The following is a 17550-nucleotide window of genomic DNA, read 5'->3' as shown; positions in this document are numbered from 1 at the left end:
TTTTAATTACATGGTTTACCTACTGGAGCTTGTTCATTTGGAGTTCCTTGGTCTACTGCTCTGCCTAAGGCTTCTGCTTTATATCTATTTGATATCCTTATACTTTCTTCGCTTCCAGGTAAGTATGTTTTGCTGAAAATTGGAGCGTCTTTTAATGTACCCCAAGCCAAATCTTTGTAAACTTGATAGCTTGTATTAAAGTTTGCATCATATTGTTGTAAGGTCATGGCCATGGCCTCAACATAGTATTTTGCTATTTCTAAGTGTTGAGCATCTTGCTTATCTGTGGTATTTGGATATTTACTTTTTACATAGGCTTCAAATAAATCAGGAAAGGAAGTATTTAGAGAAAAGGTAGTTGGTGTGCTGTTATAATAATCTACTAGGCTCAAAAAATGTGCATGTATAATTTCATGAAGTAATACAGCAGCTTTAAACAATTTTGTCCCATCAGTAGATTGGGTTCGGTCTACTCTGATTTCATAATTGTATTTAGAAATTCTCTGAGTTTCAGCATAAGAACTCGCGGGTTTCATAACAAAATTTACCTTGTAATCTGTACTTGCCCCAAGACTTTGTAAAACAAATGCAATATCAAGATTACCTGAGTATTTTAATTTGCTCATTACATCTTTTGGACATTCGTCTAACTCCGAATCATCAATAGAGTCTACAATCTTTTTTACTCTTTCTGCAATGTCTTGTTCGGTCTCTTCTTGTTCGGATGTTGCACTACCATCTCCACCACCCATACTTTCCCATATAAACACATAGTTGCCTTCCTCTGTTGTATTGCTAGATCCTGATGGCATTAAAGTTAAATATACTTGTTTTGAAGTATTCCTTTTTTTCTTTGGTGCTATAACTACTTCTTGTAACTCACCACCGTCAACGGTTTCGTTGGAACTTGCAACTATATTTTTTGCAGCTTTATTTCCCTTAGTCGGTGCTAACTCTACAACGTATTCATTATTTTTTAATCTATAGGCTCTAATGAAATCACCATTCAATTTCGTCATAAGGATAATACCTGTAAAATTATTTTTTGTAGAAGAAACATCCGCGTATTCTCTGTAAAGAATGGTTTCAATAGAGTTTTCTACCTTTAGTAATAGTGCACGCGTTCGTTGGTTTTTAGCATTTGTGATCACGGGTACCACTGTTAGCAATTCAGTAGAATTAGATAATCTTTCAAGGCTTATTTTATCAAAATTGAAATTTAGAGCTGCTTTTTTTGATAAACCATCTTCAAGTCGGGTTTTGTTTTTCAAGAATTGGATAGCCTCATCTTTGCCGACTGTTTTAACTAGAACTTTGTTTTCGCTTATAGCTTCTTCAGTAGAACAACTTTGAATACATCCTATATATAGCATTACAAGTAGGGTTAAAACACTACCTTTTAGTTTGTTTGTTTGTTTGTTTGTTTGTTTGTTTGTTTTCATAAAAAGAGGTTAGTTAATGGATTGTAAAAATAGGCAATCTCTATCCACTCACAATACCCACATTTAGTGATTTTTGGACACAAAAAAAACCGTCTCCAAGATACTTTTGGAGACGGTTTAGTATATGTTTGTTGAGAAAGTTATACTTTCATAATTTCGGCTTCTTTAACAGCTAGCAATTCATCGATTTTTTTGATGAAAGTGTTGGTTAAGTTTTGAACTTGTTCTTCGGCACTTTTACAAATGTCTTCAGAGGTACCTTCTTTTTCTAATTTTTTGATATCGGTATTGGCGTCTTTACGAGCGTTACGAACTCCAATTTTGGCGTCTTCGGCTTCGGCTTTGGCTTGTTTGGCCAATTCTCTACGACGATCTTCAGTCAAAGGTGGAACGCTAATGATGATCACGTCTCCATTGTTCATTGGGTTAAACCCTAAATTGGCTATCATAATAGCTTTTTCTATAGGGTGCAACATGCTTTTTTCAAAGGGTTGAATAGTGATGGTTCTCGCATCTGGCACACTAATTTTCGACACTTGAGAAAGTGGTGAAGCAGACCCGTAATAATCTACAAAAACACTTCCTAGCATTGCAGGAGAAGCTTTCCCTGCGCGGATATTCAAAAATGATTTTTCTAAATGTGCAATAGAACCTTCCATAGATTCTTCTGTACTCTCTAATATAAAGTCAATTTCTTCAGTCATAATCTTAATGTTGTTGTTTGTTGTTGGTGGTTCGCAGTCAACTATAAACTACAAACCTTTAACCATAAACTTATATATTAACTACTGTTCCTATGTTTTCGCCTTCGCAGATTTTCAATAAATTGCCTTCTTTGTTCATATCAAAAACTACAATTGGCAATTTGTTTTCTTGACTTAAAGTAAAAGCGGTAGTATCCATTACATTTAAGCCTTTGCTTAATACGTCTTCAAATGAAATATAATCAAATTTTACAGCAGAAGCATTTTTTTCTGGATCAGAATCATACACACCATCTACGCGTGTTCCTTTTAATATAACATCTGCACTTACTTCGATTCCTCTCAAAACAGCTGCAGTATCTGTTGTAAAATACGGATTTCCTGTTCCAGCTCCAAAAATCACAATACGCCCTTTTTCTAAGTGACGATCGGCTCTTCTTTTGATATAAGGTTCTGCAATAGATTCCATTTTTAAAGCAGTCATTAAACGGGTTTTCATTCCGTTATCTTCTAATGCTCCTTGTAACGCCATTCCGTTGATCACAGTGGCTAGCATTCCCATATAATCACCTTGAACGCGATCCATGCCTGAACTTGCACCAGCAACACCTCTAAATATGTTTCCTCCACCAATTACAATGGCAATTTCTACTCCTTTAGCGTGAACTTTCTTAATTTCGTGAGCATATTCGGCTAATCTTTTAGGGTCAATTCCGTAGTTTAAATCGCCCATTAGCGCTTCACCACTTAATTTGAGAAGGATTCTTTTGTATTTCATTTGTCTGTTGAATTGTTTGGTGCAAATATAGCGATATTCTATTTTTTGTGAAATAGCGAGACTTAAATATATAAATTAAGTTTTTCGTAACTTTTTTTAGCCGATTCGTATCCAATTTTAAAAATAGTATCCATTTTACTTTTGCTCGTTTCAAAAGTGCTATAGGCACATAATTCCTCAGGCTCAATCAACCAATGACATGTTTTGAATTTATTTAAACTAGAATTTGCGGTAAGTAAATCAAAGGCTCTGCTCGTAACCGATTTAATTGATGTTAAATCTTTGGCCTGAATCTTTTGCATTGGACTTACATATACGCCAATTAAAAAATCACTGGACTCTTGAATTAATTCTGTTGGGAAATGGTTCAAAATTCCGCCATCACTGTACAATTCACCATTAATTTCATAGGGCGAAATGACACCAGGAAAAGCACTTGAAGCTAAAATGGCGTCGATGGTTTTAGTATTATGATCAAAAATAGTTAAGCTTCCTTTTACCATATTGGTTGCAGTAATGTGAATGGGGATTTTCAAGTCGCCTAAAACGCTATCTTTGAAGATATCTATAAAATATTCTTTGAAAGATTCTGGATCTATTAATCCAGCTTTCGAAAAGGTAAAATGTTTCCAATGGAAAAAATAAATTGATTTAAAGAACGCTAAAATTTCCTTGGGAGATTTTCCGCTTCCATAAAGTGCGGCAACAATAGAACCAGCACTTGAACCCGAAATCTGAGAAGGAAAAATGTTTTGTTCTTCTAAAAATTGTAAAACCCCAGCATGAGCTATACCTTTTGAGCCTCCTCCAGATAAGACTAAACCTGTAGATTTTGAATTATTTATCATCAAATAGTGTTATTAGTTCTTTTATAGGTGATTTTTGTCACAATAGTATTCAGGGGATATGTTTAATTTTGCCTAAAAATAATAATAAAATGAAAACATCGATTGCAAAAGCATTATTTCATAGTCATTCGTATACCAATTATAGAAAAATAGTTTCTGATTTGTTGAAAGAGGGAAAATCAACGGGTAAAGAACAATCAGAAGATTTAACACATTACAGTTCGCTTAACGAAACGAGAATGAATCGTTTGGATAAGACGATAAAAGTTGATGTCGCCGTAGCCGAACAACTAAAAGGGTTACAAAACGAATACATTTGGTTGGTTTTGGCTGAAGGCTGGTGCGGAGATGCCGCACAAATTATACCAGTTATAAATAAAATGGCTTTAGAAACCGATAAAGTTGAGTTGAAAATTGTTTTTCGAGACGAAAATGAGGAGCTTATGCAACATTTTTTGACCAATGGAGCTAGAGCTATTCCTAAATTGATTATCATCGATAAAGCTACTTCTGAGGTCGTTAGTAATTGGGGACCTAGACCTAAAGGAGCCGCCGAATTAATTACAAATTATAAAAAAGAGCATGGCGTGGTAGATCAAACAGCTAAGTCTGAACTTCAATTATGGTACTTACATGACAAAGGATTGAGTATTCAAAATGAGATTTTATCGTTGATGCCAGAATGTGTCGAAGGGGTTGTTTAGTGTATAAGTTCTTTTATTTCAAATGTTTAACAAATATTTTTTATTTGTCAGAGTTCTAATTATAAAATTAATGTCGTAAATTAGAGGCAGCTATCCAAGTCTATTGATTTGATTTACTTTTTTATTGGTGTTTAAAATAGTGTCGCACAATTTAAAAAACATCGTTATGAAAAAGCTATTTGAAAAGTTTTATGACTTTTTTTCTTCAATCTTGTTTGGAGGAAAGACAACAATTCATTATTAACTTCGGTCTAGCCCCAGCTGTTAAAAGCTTAAAGTATGATTTAAAAGTACTTTGATTTTTAAAGAAAACACATCGCAAGTTCTAGAAAAAGAAATTGTCATGTGTTTTTTTTTATCCTAAACGTTCCTCGAAAACGGCTGGAGTAACGGCATTAGTCACATCATAATCACCTATTTTGGTGCGACGCAAGACAGTTAAGTGGGCTCCAGAAGCTAATGCTTTTCCAAAATCAAAGGCTAGAGATCGGATGTAAGTACCTTTGCTACAAACCACTCTAAAATCGATTTCTGGAAGTGCGATTCTGGTGATTTCAAATTCGTGAATGGTGGTTTTTCTGCTTGCAATTTCAATAGTTTCTCCAGCACGTGCATGTTCGTACAAGCGTACGCCGTCTTTTTTTATCGCAGAAAAAATAGGTGGCTTTTGATCAATTTCTCCCAGAAATTGCTGCACAGTTTCGTGTATTAATGCCTCAGTGATGTGTTCGGTAGGAAAATGTTGGTCAATTTCGGTTTCTAAATCGTAGGACGGAGTAGTAGCTCCAATATGAAAAGTACCGGTATATTCTTTCGCTTGCCCTTGTAATTCGGTGATACGTTTGGTGAATTTACCAGTGCAGATTAATAATAAACCAGAAGCCAATGGGTCTAAAGTTCCCGCGTGACCAATCTTGAATTTTTTTGGCAATCCAACTTTGTTAATCAACAAATATTTTAACTTATTTACCGCTTGAAAAGAAGTAAAATGCAAAGGTTTGTCAATCAAAAGGACTTGACCTTCTAAGTAGTCTTCGGGTGTCATTAAATGATGGTCAGAGGATGAATAAAAAAATGGATGATTAGTAAGATAATACCAGCAAGTATGCGGTAGTAACCAAAAACTTTGAAACCGTTTTTAGTTAAAAAACCAATGAAGGTTTTTATTGCCAATAAGGCCACTATAAAAGCCACAATATTACCAATAATCAAATAGTTTATTTGGTCGTCACTCAAAACAAATCCGTCTTTGTAATAGTCGTAACATTTTTTGACTGTAGCACCCAACATCGTAGGAACAGCTAAGAAAAAAGAAAATTCAGCAGCAGAAGTACGGGATAATTTTTGCGACATTCCACCCACAATACTCGCTCCGCTTCTAGAAACACCAGGAATCATTGCTAAACATTGGAACAAACCAATTTTAAAGGCTTGTTGATAGGTGATTTCTTTTTCGTTTTCGGTGGTGGAGTGATTGAACCACTCGTCCACTTTTAATAAAATAAAACCACCAATTAGTAATGAAACTGCTACGGTAACAGGATTTTCAAGCAATCCGTCTATGAAATCACTCAATAGTAATCCCAAAACTACCGCTGGAATAAAAGCAACCAATAGTTTAAAATAAAAATCTAAGGATTGGAAAAACCTTTTGAAATACAAAATTACTACCGATAAAATAGCTCCCAATTGAATTACGATAGTAAACAATTTGGTAAAATCTTGATCTGCGATTCCAAAAAAAGACGAAGCAATAATCATATGCCCAGTCGAAGAAACAGGCAAAAATTCAGTAATTCCCTCAATAATTGCAAGGATGATTGCTTGTAGTGTATTCATTTTTATGTTTGTAAAATGGAGTAAAGCCAGTAATTATTCACTAATGACTAATTACTGTTTTTTAGGATTTTTAAGAATAGCATAAATAGTGATTCCAAAACCAATCAAAACCGTTGTTGGAGCCAAGCGAATTCTTCTAAAGTCAAAAATAGCTTCACTAAAAACGGCAGGGTCATCACTACCACCGCCAGACATTAACAGAAACCCAAGGGCAATTACTGCAATACCTATTAATAGGATGATGTAGTTGGTTTTTTCAAAAAGAAATTCTTTTTTTATTTCGTTGTTTTTCATTTTTATTTCAACTTAATGAATTATCGAATAGTTGTGACTGAATATTGAAATACTAATATAAATCGTCTGTTCTTAGGTTCAAGAAACGTTGAGTAGCAAAGTACGTACTCAACCAAGTGATTAAAACGCCAAGACCAAATACGCCCAAGAGAATCACAGCAATGATTAATTTGTCTTCTAAAATTCCTAAATCAGGGAAGTTGGTTTCGATATAAACTAATAAAGAAATCAAAGCCACGATAGCCAAACCAGCTCCAATCATTCCTAATTTTATGCTTTTAATGACAAAAGGTTTTCGGATAAAAGATTTAGTAGCGCCCACCATTTGCATTGTTTTGATGATAAAACGATTAGAGTGGATGGATAAACGCAAGGAACTGTTAATCAATAACACAGCAATTACGGTTAGGAAACCACTGATGATTAAAATCCACATACTTACTTTCTTGATGTTGTCGTTTACCAGATTTACCAATTGTTTGTCATAAACAATATCAGAAACCATCGGGTTTTTACGAAAATGACTTTCAATTCTTGCAATGCTATCACGAACCACATAGTCTGCTTTTAGATTGATATCGTAGGAGTTTTGAAGTGGATTTTCTCCCAAGAATGTAAGGAAATCTTCTCCAATGATATCTGTGTGTTCTTTCGCTGCTTTTTCTTTGGAAACATAAACAAATTGTTTCGGAAATTTAGCCGCTTTTAATTCTTTTTCAAATGCCTGAAAAGTACTGTCGGTAGCTTCTTTTTTGAAGAAAACAGTCATCGCAATTTTTTCTCTAAAATCATCGGCTAATTTTTTAGAATTCACGATGAATAGTCCTAATGTTCCCAATAGGAATAACACCAAAAAAACACTCAATACTACCGAAAAATAAGAGGAAATTAACCTGCGTTTTTGAAATTTGTCGAAGTTAGAACTCATAGCATACTTTAATTATGGCGTAAAAATAACAAACAAATTCTTTATTTGAAGTTAATAACGCCCAAACTTTCAACTTTCGTACAATAAATGTAAATTTGCGGCTTATTTTTAGTTTGTGGTTGATAGTTTTTAGTTTGTTGTTATAAACATAAAAAAGATGGATAAATCACCAGCCAAAAATCTTCACAGAACAATGACTTGAGTAGGCGAAAGCACCACTCCATTAAAAACAATATAAATTGAGGAATGACTTGAGCGAAAGTGAAAGCATAAGACCTTTAAAATACAATACAAATTAACGAATGAAATACAATCCGAACAAAATCGAAGCCAAATGGCAACAATATTGGGCTGACAACAAGACTTTTGCAGCGCAAAACAACTCTGATAAACCAAAATATTATGTTTTGGACATGTTTCCTTATCCTTCTGGAGCGGGATTACACGTCGGACATCCTCTAGGGTACATCGCATCAGATGTGTATTCGCGTTTCAAAAGACATCAAGGTTTTAATGTTTTGCATCCAATGGGCTATGATAGTTTTGGATTACCTGCTGAACAATATGCCATTCAAACAGGACAACGTCCAGAAGATACGACACGTGTAAATATAGACGGAGGAGTTGATAAAGAAGGAAATGCAATTGCAGGTTACCGAAAACAGTTAGACAAAATTGGATTTTCATTTGATTGGGACAGAGAAGTGAGAACTTCCAATCCTGATTATTATAAACATACGCAATGGATTTTTATCCAATTGTTCAATTCTTGGTACAATAAAGACACCGACAAAGCCGAAGATATTTCGACTTTGACAGCTATTTTTGAAAAAGAGGGAAATACTACTGTAAATGCTGTTTGCGATGACAATATCATTAGTTTTTCAGCTAAGGAATGGATCGCATTTTCATCCGATGAGCAACAAAAAATCTTATTGCAGTACCGATTAACCTATTTAGCAGAAACCGAAGTTAACTGGTGTCCTGGATTGGGAACGGTTTTGGCGAATGACGAAATTGTAAATGGTGTTTCAGAACGTGGTGGTTATCCTGTGATTCGCAAGAAAATGACGCAATGGAGTATGCGAATTTCAGCGTATGCAGAGCGTTTGTTGCAAGGATTAAACGAAATTGATTGGAGCGAAAGTATTAAAGAAAGTCAACGCAACTGGATTGGAAAATCGGTTGGGGCGATGGTAACTTTCAATGTGCAAAATCACGAAGCAAGTATTGACGTATTTACAACCAGACCTGATACTATTTTTGGAGTAACGTTTATGACCTTGGCTCCAGAACACGAATTGGTGGCTCAAATCACAACTACTGAACAAAAAGAAGCCGTAGAAGCTTATATTGAAAAAACAGCGAAACGTTCCGAAAGAGAGCGTATGGCCGATGTGAAAACCATTTCGGGAGTGTTCACGGGTGCTTATGCAGAACATCCGTTTACCAAAGAACCCATTCCAGTTTGGATTGGCGATTATGTGTTGGCGGGTTACGGAACTGGAGCCGTAATGGCGGTACCTTGTGGAGACGAAAGAGATTATGCTTTTGCAAATTTCTTCAAAGGTCAAAACGGAATGCCAACCATCAAAAATATTTTTGACCAAGACATTTCAGAAGCGGCTTTTGGTGCCAAAGAAGGGTTTCAATTAATCGATTCTGATTTCTTGAACGGCTTAGGTTATAAAGAAGCAACTCAGAAAGTAATTGCAGAACTTGAAGCAATAGGTCAAGGTAAAGGAAAAATCAATTACCGTTTGCGTGATGCGGTGTTCTCGCGTCAACGCTATTGGGGAGAGCCTTTCCCTGTATATTATGTGAACGGCTTGCCACAAATGATTGATGCCAAACATTTGCCAATCGTTTTGCCTGAAGTTGAGAAGTATTTACCAACCGAAGACGGATTGCCTCCTTTGGGGAATGCAGCAGTTTGGGCTTGGGATAGTGTTCAGTGCTCAGTGGTTAGTACTCAGTTGATAGACAACCAAACCATTTTTCCTTTAGAATTGAATACGATGCCAGGATGGGCAGGAAGTTCTTGGTATTGGATGCGTTATATGGATGCGCAAAACGAAACCGAATTTGCTTCTACCGAGGCTTTGAAATATTGGGAAAGCGTAGATTTATACATTGGCGGAAGCGAACACGCGACGGGTCACTTGTTGTACTCTCGTTTTTGGAACAAATTCTTAAAAGACAAAGGTTTTGCTCCAACCGAAGAACCCTTCAAGAAATTGATTAATCAAGGGATGATTTTGGGAGAAAGCGCTTTTGTTTTTATTGTTTTATTGCAAGCAAAAACAACTTTAAGTAATTCTTTTTTGTACGAGAATGATTTAAATGATGTAAGTAATTTATTAGATGCTGCTATTGCGCCAAAATCTCTTGTTATTAATGAAGAAATATATAATGATATAAAAATAAATAATCGCAATTCTTTGGTTGATGAATGGATTAAAGTAAATACTTCTGAATTAAAGAATGTTCAAATTTATTACTCGGCAGAGAATTTAATTAAAGCAAGCGTTGATGTTTCTTTGCTAGTTGGTACTTCAAATGTAATTGATAAAGATAGGCTTAGAAGTTGGATGCCACAATATAAAGGGATTCCATTTTTAAATGAAGCAGAAGATTATATTGTAAAAAGAGAGGTCGAAAAAATGTCGAAATCGAAATACAATGTGGTAACTCCCGATGATATTTGTGCAGAATACGGAGCCGATACGTTGCGTTTGTACGAAATGTTTTTAGGACCATTAGAGCAAGCCAAACCTTGGAATACCGCAGGGATTTCGGGAGTTTTTGGTTTCTTGAAAAAATTATGGCGTTTGTATTTTGATGAAAACGGTTTGATTGTAAACAACGACGAACCTACCAAAGACAACTTAAAATCATTACACAAAACCATCAAAAAAGTGGCAGAAGACATTGAAGGATTCTCTTTCAATACTTCGGTGTCACAATTTATGATTTGTGTCAACGAATTGTCATCACAAAACTGTCATTCTCGTGCCATTTTAGAACCGTTGGCGGTTGTAATTTCGCCTTATGCGCCTCATATCGCTGAGGAATTATGGTCGTTGTTAGGTCACCAAGGGTCTATTGCAACAGTTCCGTTTCCAGTTTTTGACCCACAACATTTGGTTGAAAGTGAAAAAGAATATCCAGTTTCTTTCAACGGGAAAATGCGTTTTACCATCAAATTGCCTTTGGATTTAACCAAAGAACAAATCGAGGAAATCGTAATGCAAGACGAAAGAACCCAAAAACAATTAGACGGCAGAACGCCCAATAAAGTGATTATTGTGCCAGGAAAAATCATCAACTTGGTAGGGTAAATTATTAAATTCTAACTTTAAAAAATCCAAATTCCAATTTCACGATTGGAGTTTGGATTTTTTTTATGGAATATTTAACTCGTGTCAAAATGGCATTTTTAGAGTTTGGTTCGTAAATTGTTGTCGCAATAGGAGACAAAAATATAAACTAAAAAACAAGAATATGGGAAGTGGTTATTTGATTTTGGCTGGAGCCATTATGCTTTTCAGCTGGTTAGTAAGTTCAAGATTGAAGAGTAAATTTGAACACTATTCTAAATTGCAATTACAAAACGGTATGTCTGGCGCTGAGATTGCTCAAAAAATGCTCGCAGATAATGGGATTTATGATGTTCGTGTCATTTCGACTCCTGGGCAATTAACAGACCATTATAATCCGGTAGATAAAACTGTGAATTTGAGTGAGGCGGTATACAATCAGCGTAATGCAGCAGCGGCAGCTGTTGCGGCGCACGAATGTGGTCATGCTGTACAACATGCTGTGGGGTACGAATGGTTGCAAATGCGCTCCAAATTGGTACCGATTGTAAGTGTAGCTTCTGGATTTGTGCAATGGATTTTGTTAGCAGGAATTCTTATGATTAAAACCTTTCCGAGCTTGTTGTTGATTGGTATTGTGATTTTTGCAGCAACAACTTTATTTTCTATTGTTACTTTACCCGTAGAATATGACGCAAGTAATCGCGCTTTGGCTTGGTTGAAAAACAAAAATATGCTCAATCGTGCCGAGTATGATGGAGCCGAAGATTCTTTAAAATGGGCAGCTAGAACTTATGTAGTAGCTGCTTTAGGTTCCATAGCTACTTTGTTGTACTATGTTTCTATCTATTTAGGTGGTAGAAGGGAGTAAAAGAAAAATTCCAAAACAGAACATTCAAATTCCAATCTCGAAGTCATGAGGTTGGAATTTTTATTTTACTTGGAATTTAGAATTTGGAATTTGGAATTTGGAATTTGAAATTTTTAGAGTTGTATTTGACGCTCTATTTGTTGCTCTAGCGAAATAAATGTTTCAGTTCTGGAAACGCCCTCGATGGTCTGGATTTTTGAATTCAAGAGTTGCATTAAGTGTTCGTTATCTCGGCAAATGATTTTAATCAAAATAGACCAATTGCCAGTAGTGTAATGACATTCGAGTACTTCTGGAATTTTTTTTAAATCTTTTACCGCTTCTGAATTTCGGGCGGCTTTATCGAGATATACTCCAACGAAAGCCATAGTGTTATAGCCTAATACTTTATGGCTTACCGTAAATTTTGACCCAGAAATTACGCCCGATTGCTCCAATTTGCGCAGTCGTTGATGAATGGCCGCTCCTGAAATTCCAATTTTATTAGCGATTTGCAAAATGGGTTTTCTAGCATCTTCCATAAGGTAACGCAAAATTTCTTTGTCAATACCGTCAATTTCAACTATAAGAGAATTGATCTTCATATTATAATTTTTAACTAAAATAATGATTTTAGTTTAGATTTGAAGTTAAAATCAAATTTGAGGATATAAAAAATCCAAATTCCGTTTAGTAATTGGAATTTGGATTTTATATTTTGGAATTTAAATGTTTTATTTTCCTTTGTTTGCTTCTGCAATATATTTTTCTAACGCCATAGTCATCGAAGGCGTTCCAGGGGTTGGTGCCATAATATCTACACGCAATCCATGATCTAAAGCTTCTTTTTGAGTGGTGCTTCCAAAAACAGCAATTCTTGTATTGTTTTGTTCAAAATCAGGGAAGTTTTTGTACAATGATTTAATTCCAGTTGGACTGAAAAAAGCCAAAACATCATAATAAACATCAGCCAAATCCGATAGGTCACTCATTACTGTTTTGTAAAAAGTAGCTGGAGTCCAATCTACTTTCAGTGCGTTCAATGTTACAGGAATATCTGCATTCAATTGATCTGATGCGGGTAATAAGAATTTTTCGTCTTTGTATTTTTTGATTAGCGGAGATAAATCGGCGAAATCTTTTGGTCCAACGTAGATTTTACGTTTTCTGTACACTACATATTTTTGAAGGTAAAAAGCAATGGCTTCTGATTGACAAAAATATTTTAAATCTTCGGGAACTTTGTATCGCATTTCTTCGGCCACTCTAAAAAAGTGATCTACCGCATTACGACTGGTTAAAATAATGGCGCTGTAATTGTGTAAGTCGATTTTTTGCAATCGAATTTCTTTTGCGCTGACTCCTTCTACATGAATAAAAGGCCTGAAATCAATTTTTACTTTATGCTTTTGTTGCAACTCAAAGTAAGGAGAGTTCTCTACTTTAGGTTCTGGCTGTGACACCAAAATTGTTTTCACTTTCATAGTTGATATTGTCTAAGTATTCCCTTTTGTAAACCAATAATACATAAAATAATAGGGGGCTATTTCAAGTGCGCAAAGATATAAAATAAAATAAAACAATTTACCCATAATTAAACTTTGGTAGTTTTTTATTGTGAGCAAATAAGTGAAGATGTTTATTATCAATGCGATAGTAAAAATTGGTAAAAAAATGTTTTTTGAAAAGGTGTCAAAATAATAAAGAATCAAGTCTATGGGTAAGATAATTAGCCCAATATAAGTACGATAGGTGACTTTTTTGAGATTGAATTGCTCCATGAATTCTTCTATTTTGAAGGCAGTAGCAATAATCTTCTCAATCAAGAATTTAGCCAAAACAAAATAGGTGATAAAAGTGAATAGTTGAATGAATAACATCCAATCTGATTTAGAAGCTCGCCCATAATAGCTCAAAAAGAGTTGTAAAAAAAAGGCAAATGAAATGATTTGAACCACAAATAATGCAATAGTAAAACCACTCATCAAATGGCTACTGTCGCGATACATTTTGATGTATTTGTCCGAATAAATTAATTTGGTAAAATCATTAAAGCGATTTTCAAAGACCGATTTGGTCAAAGCGATTAAGATTAAGGACAAGACAAAAAGTGCTGTTGCCCAGTCTTTGTTCTCTATTATTCTCGGGTGAAGTACGGGATCCATCATAGCCAACAAAATTACTAATTTTTTGTTTCAATCTTTTTATTATAGATTTATTATGAATCAAATGCTATAAAAAGTTTACTTTTGCCGTGAAATTGCTACAAATATGAACGATAGTATTGTTATAATTCCAACCTATAACGAAATTGAGAATGTCGAAAAAATCATTCGAGCTACACTTTCTCAGCACAAGTCTTTTCATGTTCTAATCATAGATGATAATTCACCCGATCACACCGCAGATAAGGTTGTTTTGCTTCAAGAAGAATATCCAGGAAGATTGTTTTTAGAAAAAAGAAAAGAAAAATCAGGTCTTGGAACCGCATATGTTCATGGATTTAAATGGGCATTACAACACAAGTATCAGTTCATTTTTGAAATGGATGCTGATTTCTCACATAATCCAAATGATTTAGAAAGATTATATGACGCTTGTCATTTTGGCGGAGCAGATTTAGCCATTGGTTCTCGTTATGTTACGGGAGTAAATGTCGTTAACTGGCCATTGAGTCGTGTTTTGATGTCCTACTTTGCTTCGGTTTATGTAAGATTGATTACTGGCATGAAAATTCATGATGCAACCGCAGGATTTGTTTGTTACAAAAGAGAAGTATTGGAACGCATTAATATTGATAGAATAAAGTTTGTAGGCTATGCTTTTCAAATTGAAATGAAATACAGAACCTACTGTAAAAAATTTGATATTGCCGAGGTTCCGATTATTTTTACGGATCGAACCAAAGGAGTTTCCAAGATGAGTAACTCCATTATTATTGAAGCTGTTTTTGGAGTAATTTCACTTCGATTGCGCCAGTTAATAGGAAGACTTTAAAACCATTTAAATATGAATAAGATTTTAATAAAGAATGCTAAGATTGTAAATGAGGGAACCATTTTTGAAGGCGATTTATTAATTGAAAATGATTTAATTGTTGAAATTGCCGAAACGATTAGTCCAAAGTCATCCGATTGTAAAATAATTGATGCCGAAGGAAACTATTTGATTCCAGGTGCAATTGATGACCAAGTGCATTTTAGAGAACCAGGTCTTACTCATAAAGGGGATATTGAATCTGAATCGAGAGCAGCTGTAGCTGGCGGAATAACTTCATTCATTGAACAACCTAACACGGTTCCTAATGCAGTAACCCAAGAATTATTAGAACAAAAATACCAAATTGCAGCGGAGTCTTCTTTTGCTAATTACTCATTTATGATGGGTGGAACCAACGATAATTTGGAGGAAATATTAAAGACAAATCCGCGAAATGTTGCGGGACTTAAGCTTTTTTTGGGTTCTTCAACAGGAGATATGTTAGTAGACAGTACGGATTCTTTGGAGAAAATCTTTTCAAGTACCAAATTATTAATCGCTGTGCACTGTGAAGATGAAAGTACAGTGAAATCGAATTTAGCCAAATACAAAGAGCAATACGGTGATGACATTCCAGTAGAGTGCCATCCTTTGATTCGTACAGAAGAAGCTTGTTATCTTTCTTCATCAAGAACCGTTGAATTGGCCAAAAAAACAGGAGCAAGATTACACGTTTTTCATATCTCTACTGCCAAGGAACTGGATTTGTTTACCAATAAAATTCCTTTAGCTGAGAAAATGATTACTGCGGAAGTATGTATTCACCACTTATGGTTCTCAGACGAAGATTATAAGACCAAAGGAAACTTTATCAAATGGAATCCAGCGGTTAAAACAGCCAATGACCGCGAAGCTTTATGGAAAGCAGTAAATGATGGAAGAATTGATGTAATTGCTACAGATCACGCTCCTCATACCTTGGAAGAGAAAAGTCAAGTGTATACCAAAGCCCCTTCTGGCGGACCATTGGTGCAACACGCAGTAGTGGCGATGTTTGAAGCTTATCATCAAGGAAAAATAACCATCGAAAAAATTGTGGAAAAAATGTGTCACAATCCAGCATCGCTTTTCAAAATCGAGAAACGTGGTTTTATTAAAGTTGGGTATTATGCTGATTTAGCTATTGTGAATGCCGGCTTGCCTTGGAGTGTGAAAAAAGAAAATATTTTAGCCAAATGTGGTTGGTCTCCTTTTGAAGGTTATACTTTCAAATCTAGAATTACCCACACTTTTGTAAACGGTCAATTGGTGTACCAAGGATTCAAAGTAAGTCCAAAGAAAGCTGGTAAACGATTATTATTTGATAGATAAAAATGAAAAAAGGAATCCTATTTTTTGCACTCTTAGTTTCATTCGTTGGATGTCGAAAAGAAGAAACAGTCAAAGCTCCAAAAAAGTTGATTGACAAAGCGGTTATGGTCAATGTTTTTTATGATTTGGCCTTGCTAGAAGCTTCAAAATACCAAATGATGTCTAAAACGGAGTACCAAAAAATTTCGCCTAAAGAATTCATTTTTAAAAAATATAAAATAGATAGCGCACAGTTTTCGCAGAGTAATATTTATTATGCGTCTTCTATTGAGGAGTATAAAGCTATGTTTGAGCAAGTGCAGAAGCGACTGCAAGCTAATAGTGATAAAATGGATACCATTATAAAACGTAAGCAAGAAAAACTAAAGCTGAATTCAAAAACTCATTCAAAAAGTAGAGCAGAAAAATTAGCGCAATAACTTAAAACGTAGGCGCAATCTCTTGAATGTAAGCTTTTATGTTCGTGAAAGCTGGCTTTAATTGGGAAACGATTTTCTGGTTGCTGTAAGGTATTGCAGAATGCGAAGCTTTAGCAGTAACACGACTAAAAGTACGTTTTTTGAGGTTTAAAAATGCTAAAAAAGCATCTATTTTCCAAGCAATAGTAGTAAGTAAAGGACTGGCATAACGTGTCGGTCTTTTTACTTTTAAGGCATCAGCTATAGTGAAGAAAATATCTTTGAAAGTTAAGTTTTCGGCAATTAATGTAAATCTTTCGTTGCAACAATCACTTTTCATCAAGAGGTACATACTGTTTATGACATCTGGAATAGCGATAAAAGCTGTAGTACCCAAAGTGTAGTAAGATAAGCCTTTTTTTATAGTCGAAAATAAAGTTCCGCTTCCTTGCGATGGAAAACCTGGACCTAAAATCACACCCGGATTTACAATAATGACCTTCAGTCCTTCTTGCTGACCTCGCCAAACTTCCATTTCGGCACCGTATTTTGAAATAGCATAATCACTATGCGGTTTTTCTGGATTCCATTCAGTAGTTTCGGTGATTTCTGTTTCGTGAGGGGCTAGGTCGCCTAATGCCGCAATCGAACTGACAAAACATAGTTTTTCAGTTTTTTTTGCCAAACAAAAATTGACAATATTAGCGGTTCCTTCGATATTCGTTTTTCGGATGGCGTCTTCGTCTTTGGGGTCAAACGAAATCAAGGCAGCACAATGATAGACTTGTTTAATGTCCTGAAATGCCTTCTCAAGAGAAGGAATGTCCAAAATATCTCCTGGTACCCATTCAATTGCGCCAAACAAATGCTCTTTTTGGTAATGGCTAAATAGCGCTTTGGTTTTAGTACAATTTGATGCTGTTCGATACATTGCTCGAACGTGTTCTCCATTTTCTATCAAATGAAGTAATAAATGTGCGCCAACTAAGCCGGTTCCTCCTGTTACTAATATCATATGGACAAATATACTATTTTGACTCATAACTCAAATTGTCATTGCCATCGAAATTGTTATCTTTGTCAAAATTGAAAAAA

General features: G+C 35.1%; 18 protein-coding genes. 6 read left to right on the top strand and 12 right to left on the bottom strand.

The features are described 5' to 3' along the window. Positions 1-2: 2 nt before the first annotated feature. The 4 genes from ACZ1AQ_RS01910 to ACZ1AQ_RS01895 form a co-directional block, all read right to left on the bottom strand. Positions 3-1442 (bottom strand): hypothetical protein, encoded by a 1440-nt coding sequence (locus tag ACZ1AQ_RS01910; protein WP_489631259.1) that lies wholly within the window; start codon positions 1440-1442, stop codon positions 3-5. 140 nt (positions 1443-1582) lie between these two features. Then, a complete protein-coding gene (gene frr / locus ACZ1AQ_RS01905) occupies positions 1583-2146 on the bottom strand; it encodes a ribosome recycling factor (RefSeq protein WP_489631258.1) in 564 nt (187 codons plus the stop codon). 70 nt (positions 2147-2216) lie between these two features. Continuing rightward, a complete protein-coding gene (gene pyrH / locus ACZ1AQ_RS01900) occupies positions 2217-2924 on the bottom strand; it encodes a UMP kinase (RefSeq protein WP_342691198.1) in 708 nt (235 codons plus the stop codon). Positions 2925-2986: 62 nt separating this feature from the next. After that, positions 2987-3772 carry a patatin-like phospholipase family protein gene (locus ACZ1AQ_RS01895; RefSeq protein WP_489631257.1) on the bottom strand — a complete coding sequence of 262 codons (786 nt, stop codon included), beginning with the start codon at positions 3770-3772 and terminating at the stop codon, positions 2987-2989. A gap of 89 nt (positions 3773-3861) precedes the next feature. Between ACZ1AQ_RS01895 and ACZ1AQ_RS01890 the strand changes: the two genes are divergently transcribed. Continuing rightward, entirely contained in the window at positions 3862-4476 is a 615-nt protein-coding gene (locus tag ACZ1AQ_RS01890) for a thioredoxin family protein (protein WP_489631256.1), read from the top strand. Between the two features lie 355 nt (positions 4477-4831). On the opposite strand, the gene truB is transcribed toward ACZ1AQ_RS01890, so the two are convergent. Genes truB through ACZ1AQ_RS01870 form a run of 4 tightly spaced genes read right to left on the bottom strand, consistent with a single transcriptional unit; the run spans position 4832 to position 7537 of the window. Then, complete coding sequence (gene truB, locus ACZ1AQ_RS01885) at positions 4832-5521, bottom strand: tRNA pseudouridine(55) synthase TruB (RefSeq protein WP_489631255.1); 690 nt, start codon at positions 5519-5521, stop codon at positions 4832-4834. Further along, positions 5521-6315 carry an undecaprenyl-diphosphate phosphatase gene (locus tag ACZ1AQ_RS01880; RefSeq protein ID WP_489631254.1) on the bottom strand — a complete coding sequence of 265 codons (795 nt, stop codon included), beginning with the start codon at positions 6313-6315 and terminating at the stop codon, positions 5521-5523. Before ACZ1AQ_RS01880 ends, truB begins: the two co-directional genes overlap by 1 nt. A gap of 51 nt (positions 6316-6366) precedes the next feature. After that, the gene (locus tag ACZ1AQ_RS01875) at positions 6367-6609 is read right to left on the bottom strand and encodes a DUF3098 domain-containing protein (RefSeq protein ID WP_159689881.1); all 243 of its coding nucleotides are present in this window, start codon (positions 6607-6609) and stop codon (positions 6367-6369) included. A gap of 52 nt (positions 6610-6661) precedes the next feature. Beyond that, positions 6662-7537: a cell division protein FtsX gene (locus tag ACZ1AQ_RS01870; RefSeq protein ID WP_489631253.1), complete on the bottom strand. Its 876-nt coding sequence runs from the start codon at positions 7535-7537 to the stop codon at positions 6662-6664. A gap of 302 nt (positions 7538-7839) precedes the next feature. Here ACZ1AQ_RS01870 and ACZ1AQ_RS01865 point away from each other — a divergent pair, with 302 nt between their 5' ends. Then, entirely contained in the window at positions 7840-10878 is a 3039-nt protein-coding gene (locus ACZ1AQ_RS01865) for a leucine--tRNA ligase (RefSeq protein WP_489631252.1), read from the top strand. Between the two features lie 163 nt (positions 10879-11041). After that, entirely contained in the window at positions 11042-11728 is a 687-nt protein-coding gene (locus ACZ1AQ_RS01860) for a zinc metallopeptidase (protein WP_300977673.1), read from the top strand. Positions 11729-11841: 113 nt separating this feature from the next. Here ACZ1AQ_RS01860 and ACZ1AQ_RS01855 read toward each other — a convergent pair whose 3' ends face one another. From ACZ1AQ_RS01855 to ACZ1AQ_RS01845, 3 genes are all read right to left on the bottom strand, one after another. Further along, positions 11842-12312 carry an Lrp/AsnC family transcriptional regulator gene (locus ACZ1AQ_RS01855; RefSeq protein WP_300977672.1) on the bottom strand — a complete coding sequence of 157 codons (471 nt, stop codon included), beginning with the start codon at positions 12310-12312 and terminating at the stop codon, positions 11842-11844. A 129-nt stretch (positions 12313-12441) separates the two neighbouring features. After that, positions 12442-13191: a uroporphyrinogen-III synthase gene (locus ACZ1AQ_RS01850; RefSeq protein WP_064715680.1), complete on the bottom strand. Its 750-nt coding sequence runs from the start codon at positions 13189-13191 to the stop codon at positions 12442-12444. A 12-nt stretch (positions 13192-13203) separates the two neighbouring features. Next, the gene (locus ACZ1AQ_RS01845; protein WP_489631251.1) at positions 13204-13875 is read right to left on the bottom strand and encodes a DUF4271 domain-containing protein; all 672 of its coding nucleotides are present in this window, start codon (positions 13873-13875) and stop codon (positions 13204-13206) included. Positions 13876-13978: 103 nt separating this feature from the next. On the opposite strand from ACZ1AQ_RS01845, the gene ACZ1AQ_RS01840 reads away from it, so the two are divergent. From ACZ1AQ_RS01840 to ACZ1AQ_RS01830, 3 genes are read left to right on the top strand one after another with little or no spacing between them, the layout of a single operon-like run. Beyond that, on the top strand, positions 13979-14704 hold the full coding sequence (locus ACZ1AQ_RS01840; protein WP_489631250.1) for a polyprenol monophosphomannose synthase: 726 nt from the start codon (positions 13979-13981) through the stop codon (positions 14702-14704). 12 nt (positions 14705-14716) lie between these two features. Beyond that, a complete protein-coding gene (locus ACZ1AQ_RS01835; protein WP_489631249.1) occupies positions 14717-16057 on the top strand; it encodes a dihydroorotase in 1341 nt (446 codons plus the stop codon). 2 nt (positions 16058-16059) lie between these two features. After that, positions 16060-16476, top strand: a complete 417-nt coding sequence (locus ACZ1AQ_RS01830; protein WP_489631248.1) for a DUF4296 domain-containing protein — start codon at positions 16060-16062, stop codon at positions 16474-16476. Between the two features lies 1 nt (position 16477). Here the strand turns inward: ACZ1AQ_RS01830 and ACZ1AQ_RS01825 are convergent, their stop codons facing one another. Continuing rightward, on the bottom strand, positions 16478-17470 hold the full coding sequence (locus ACZ1AQ_RS01825) for an NAD-dependent epimerase/dehydratase family protein (protein WP_489631247.1): 993 nt from the start codon (positions 17468-17470) through the stop codon (positions 16478-16480). Between the last annotated feature and the right edge of the window lie 80 nt (positions 17471-17550).

Source organism: Flavobacterium sp. UM26 (assembly GCF_057922445.1).
This window is presented reverse-complemented; position numbering and strand designations above follow the sequence as displayed.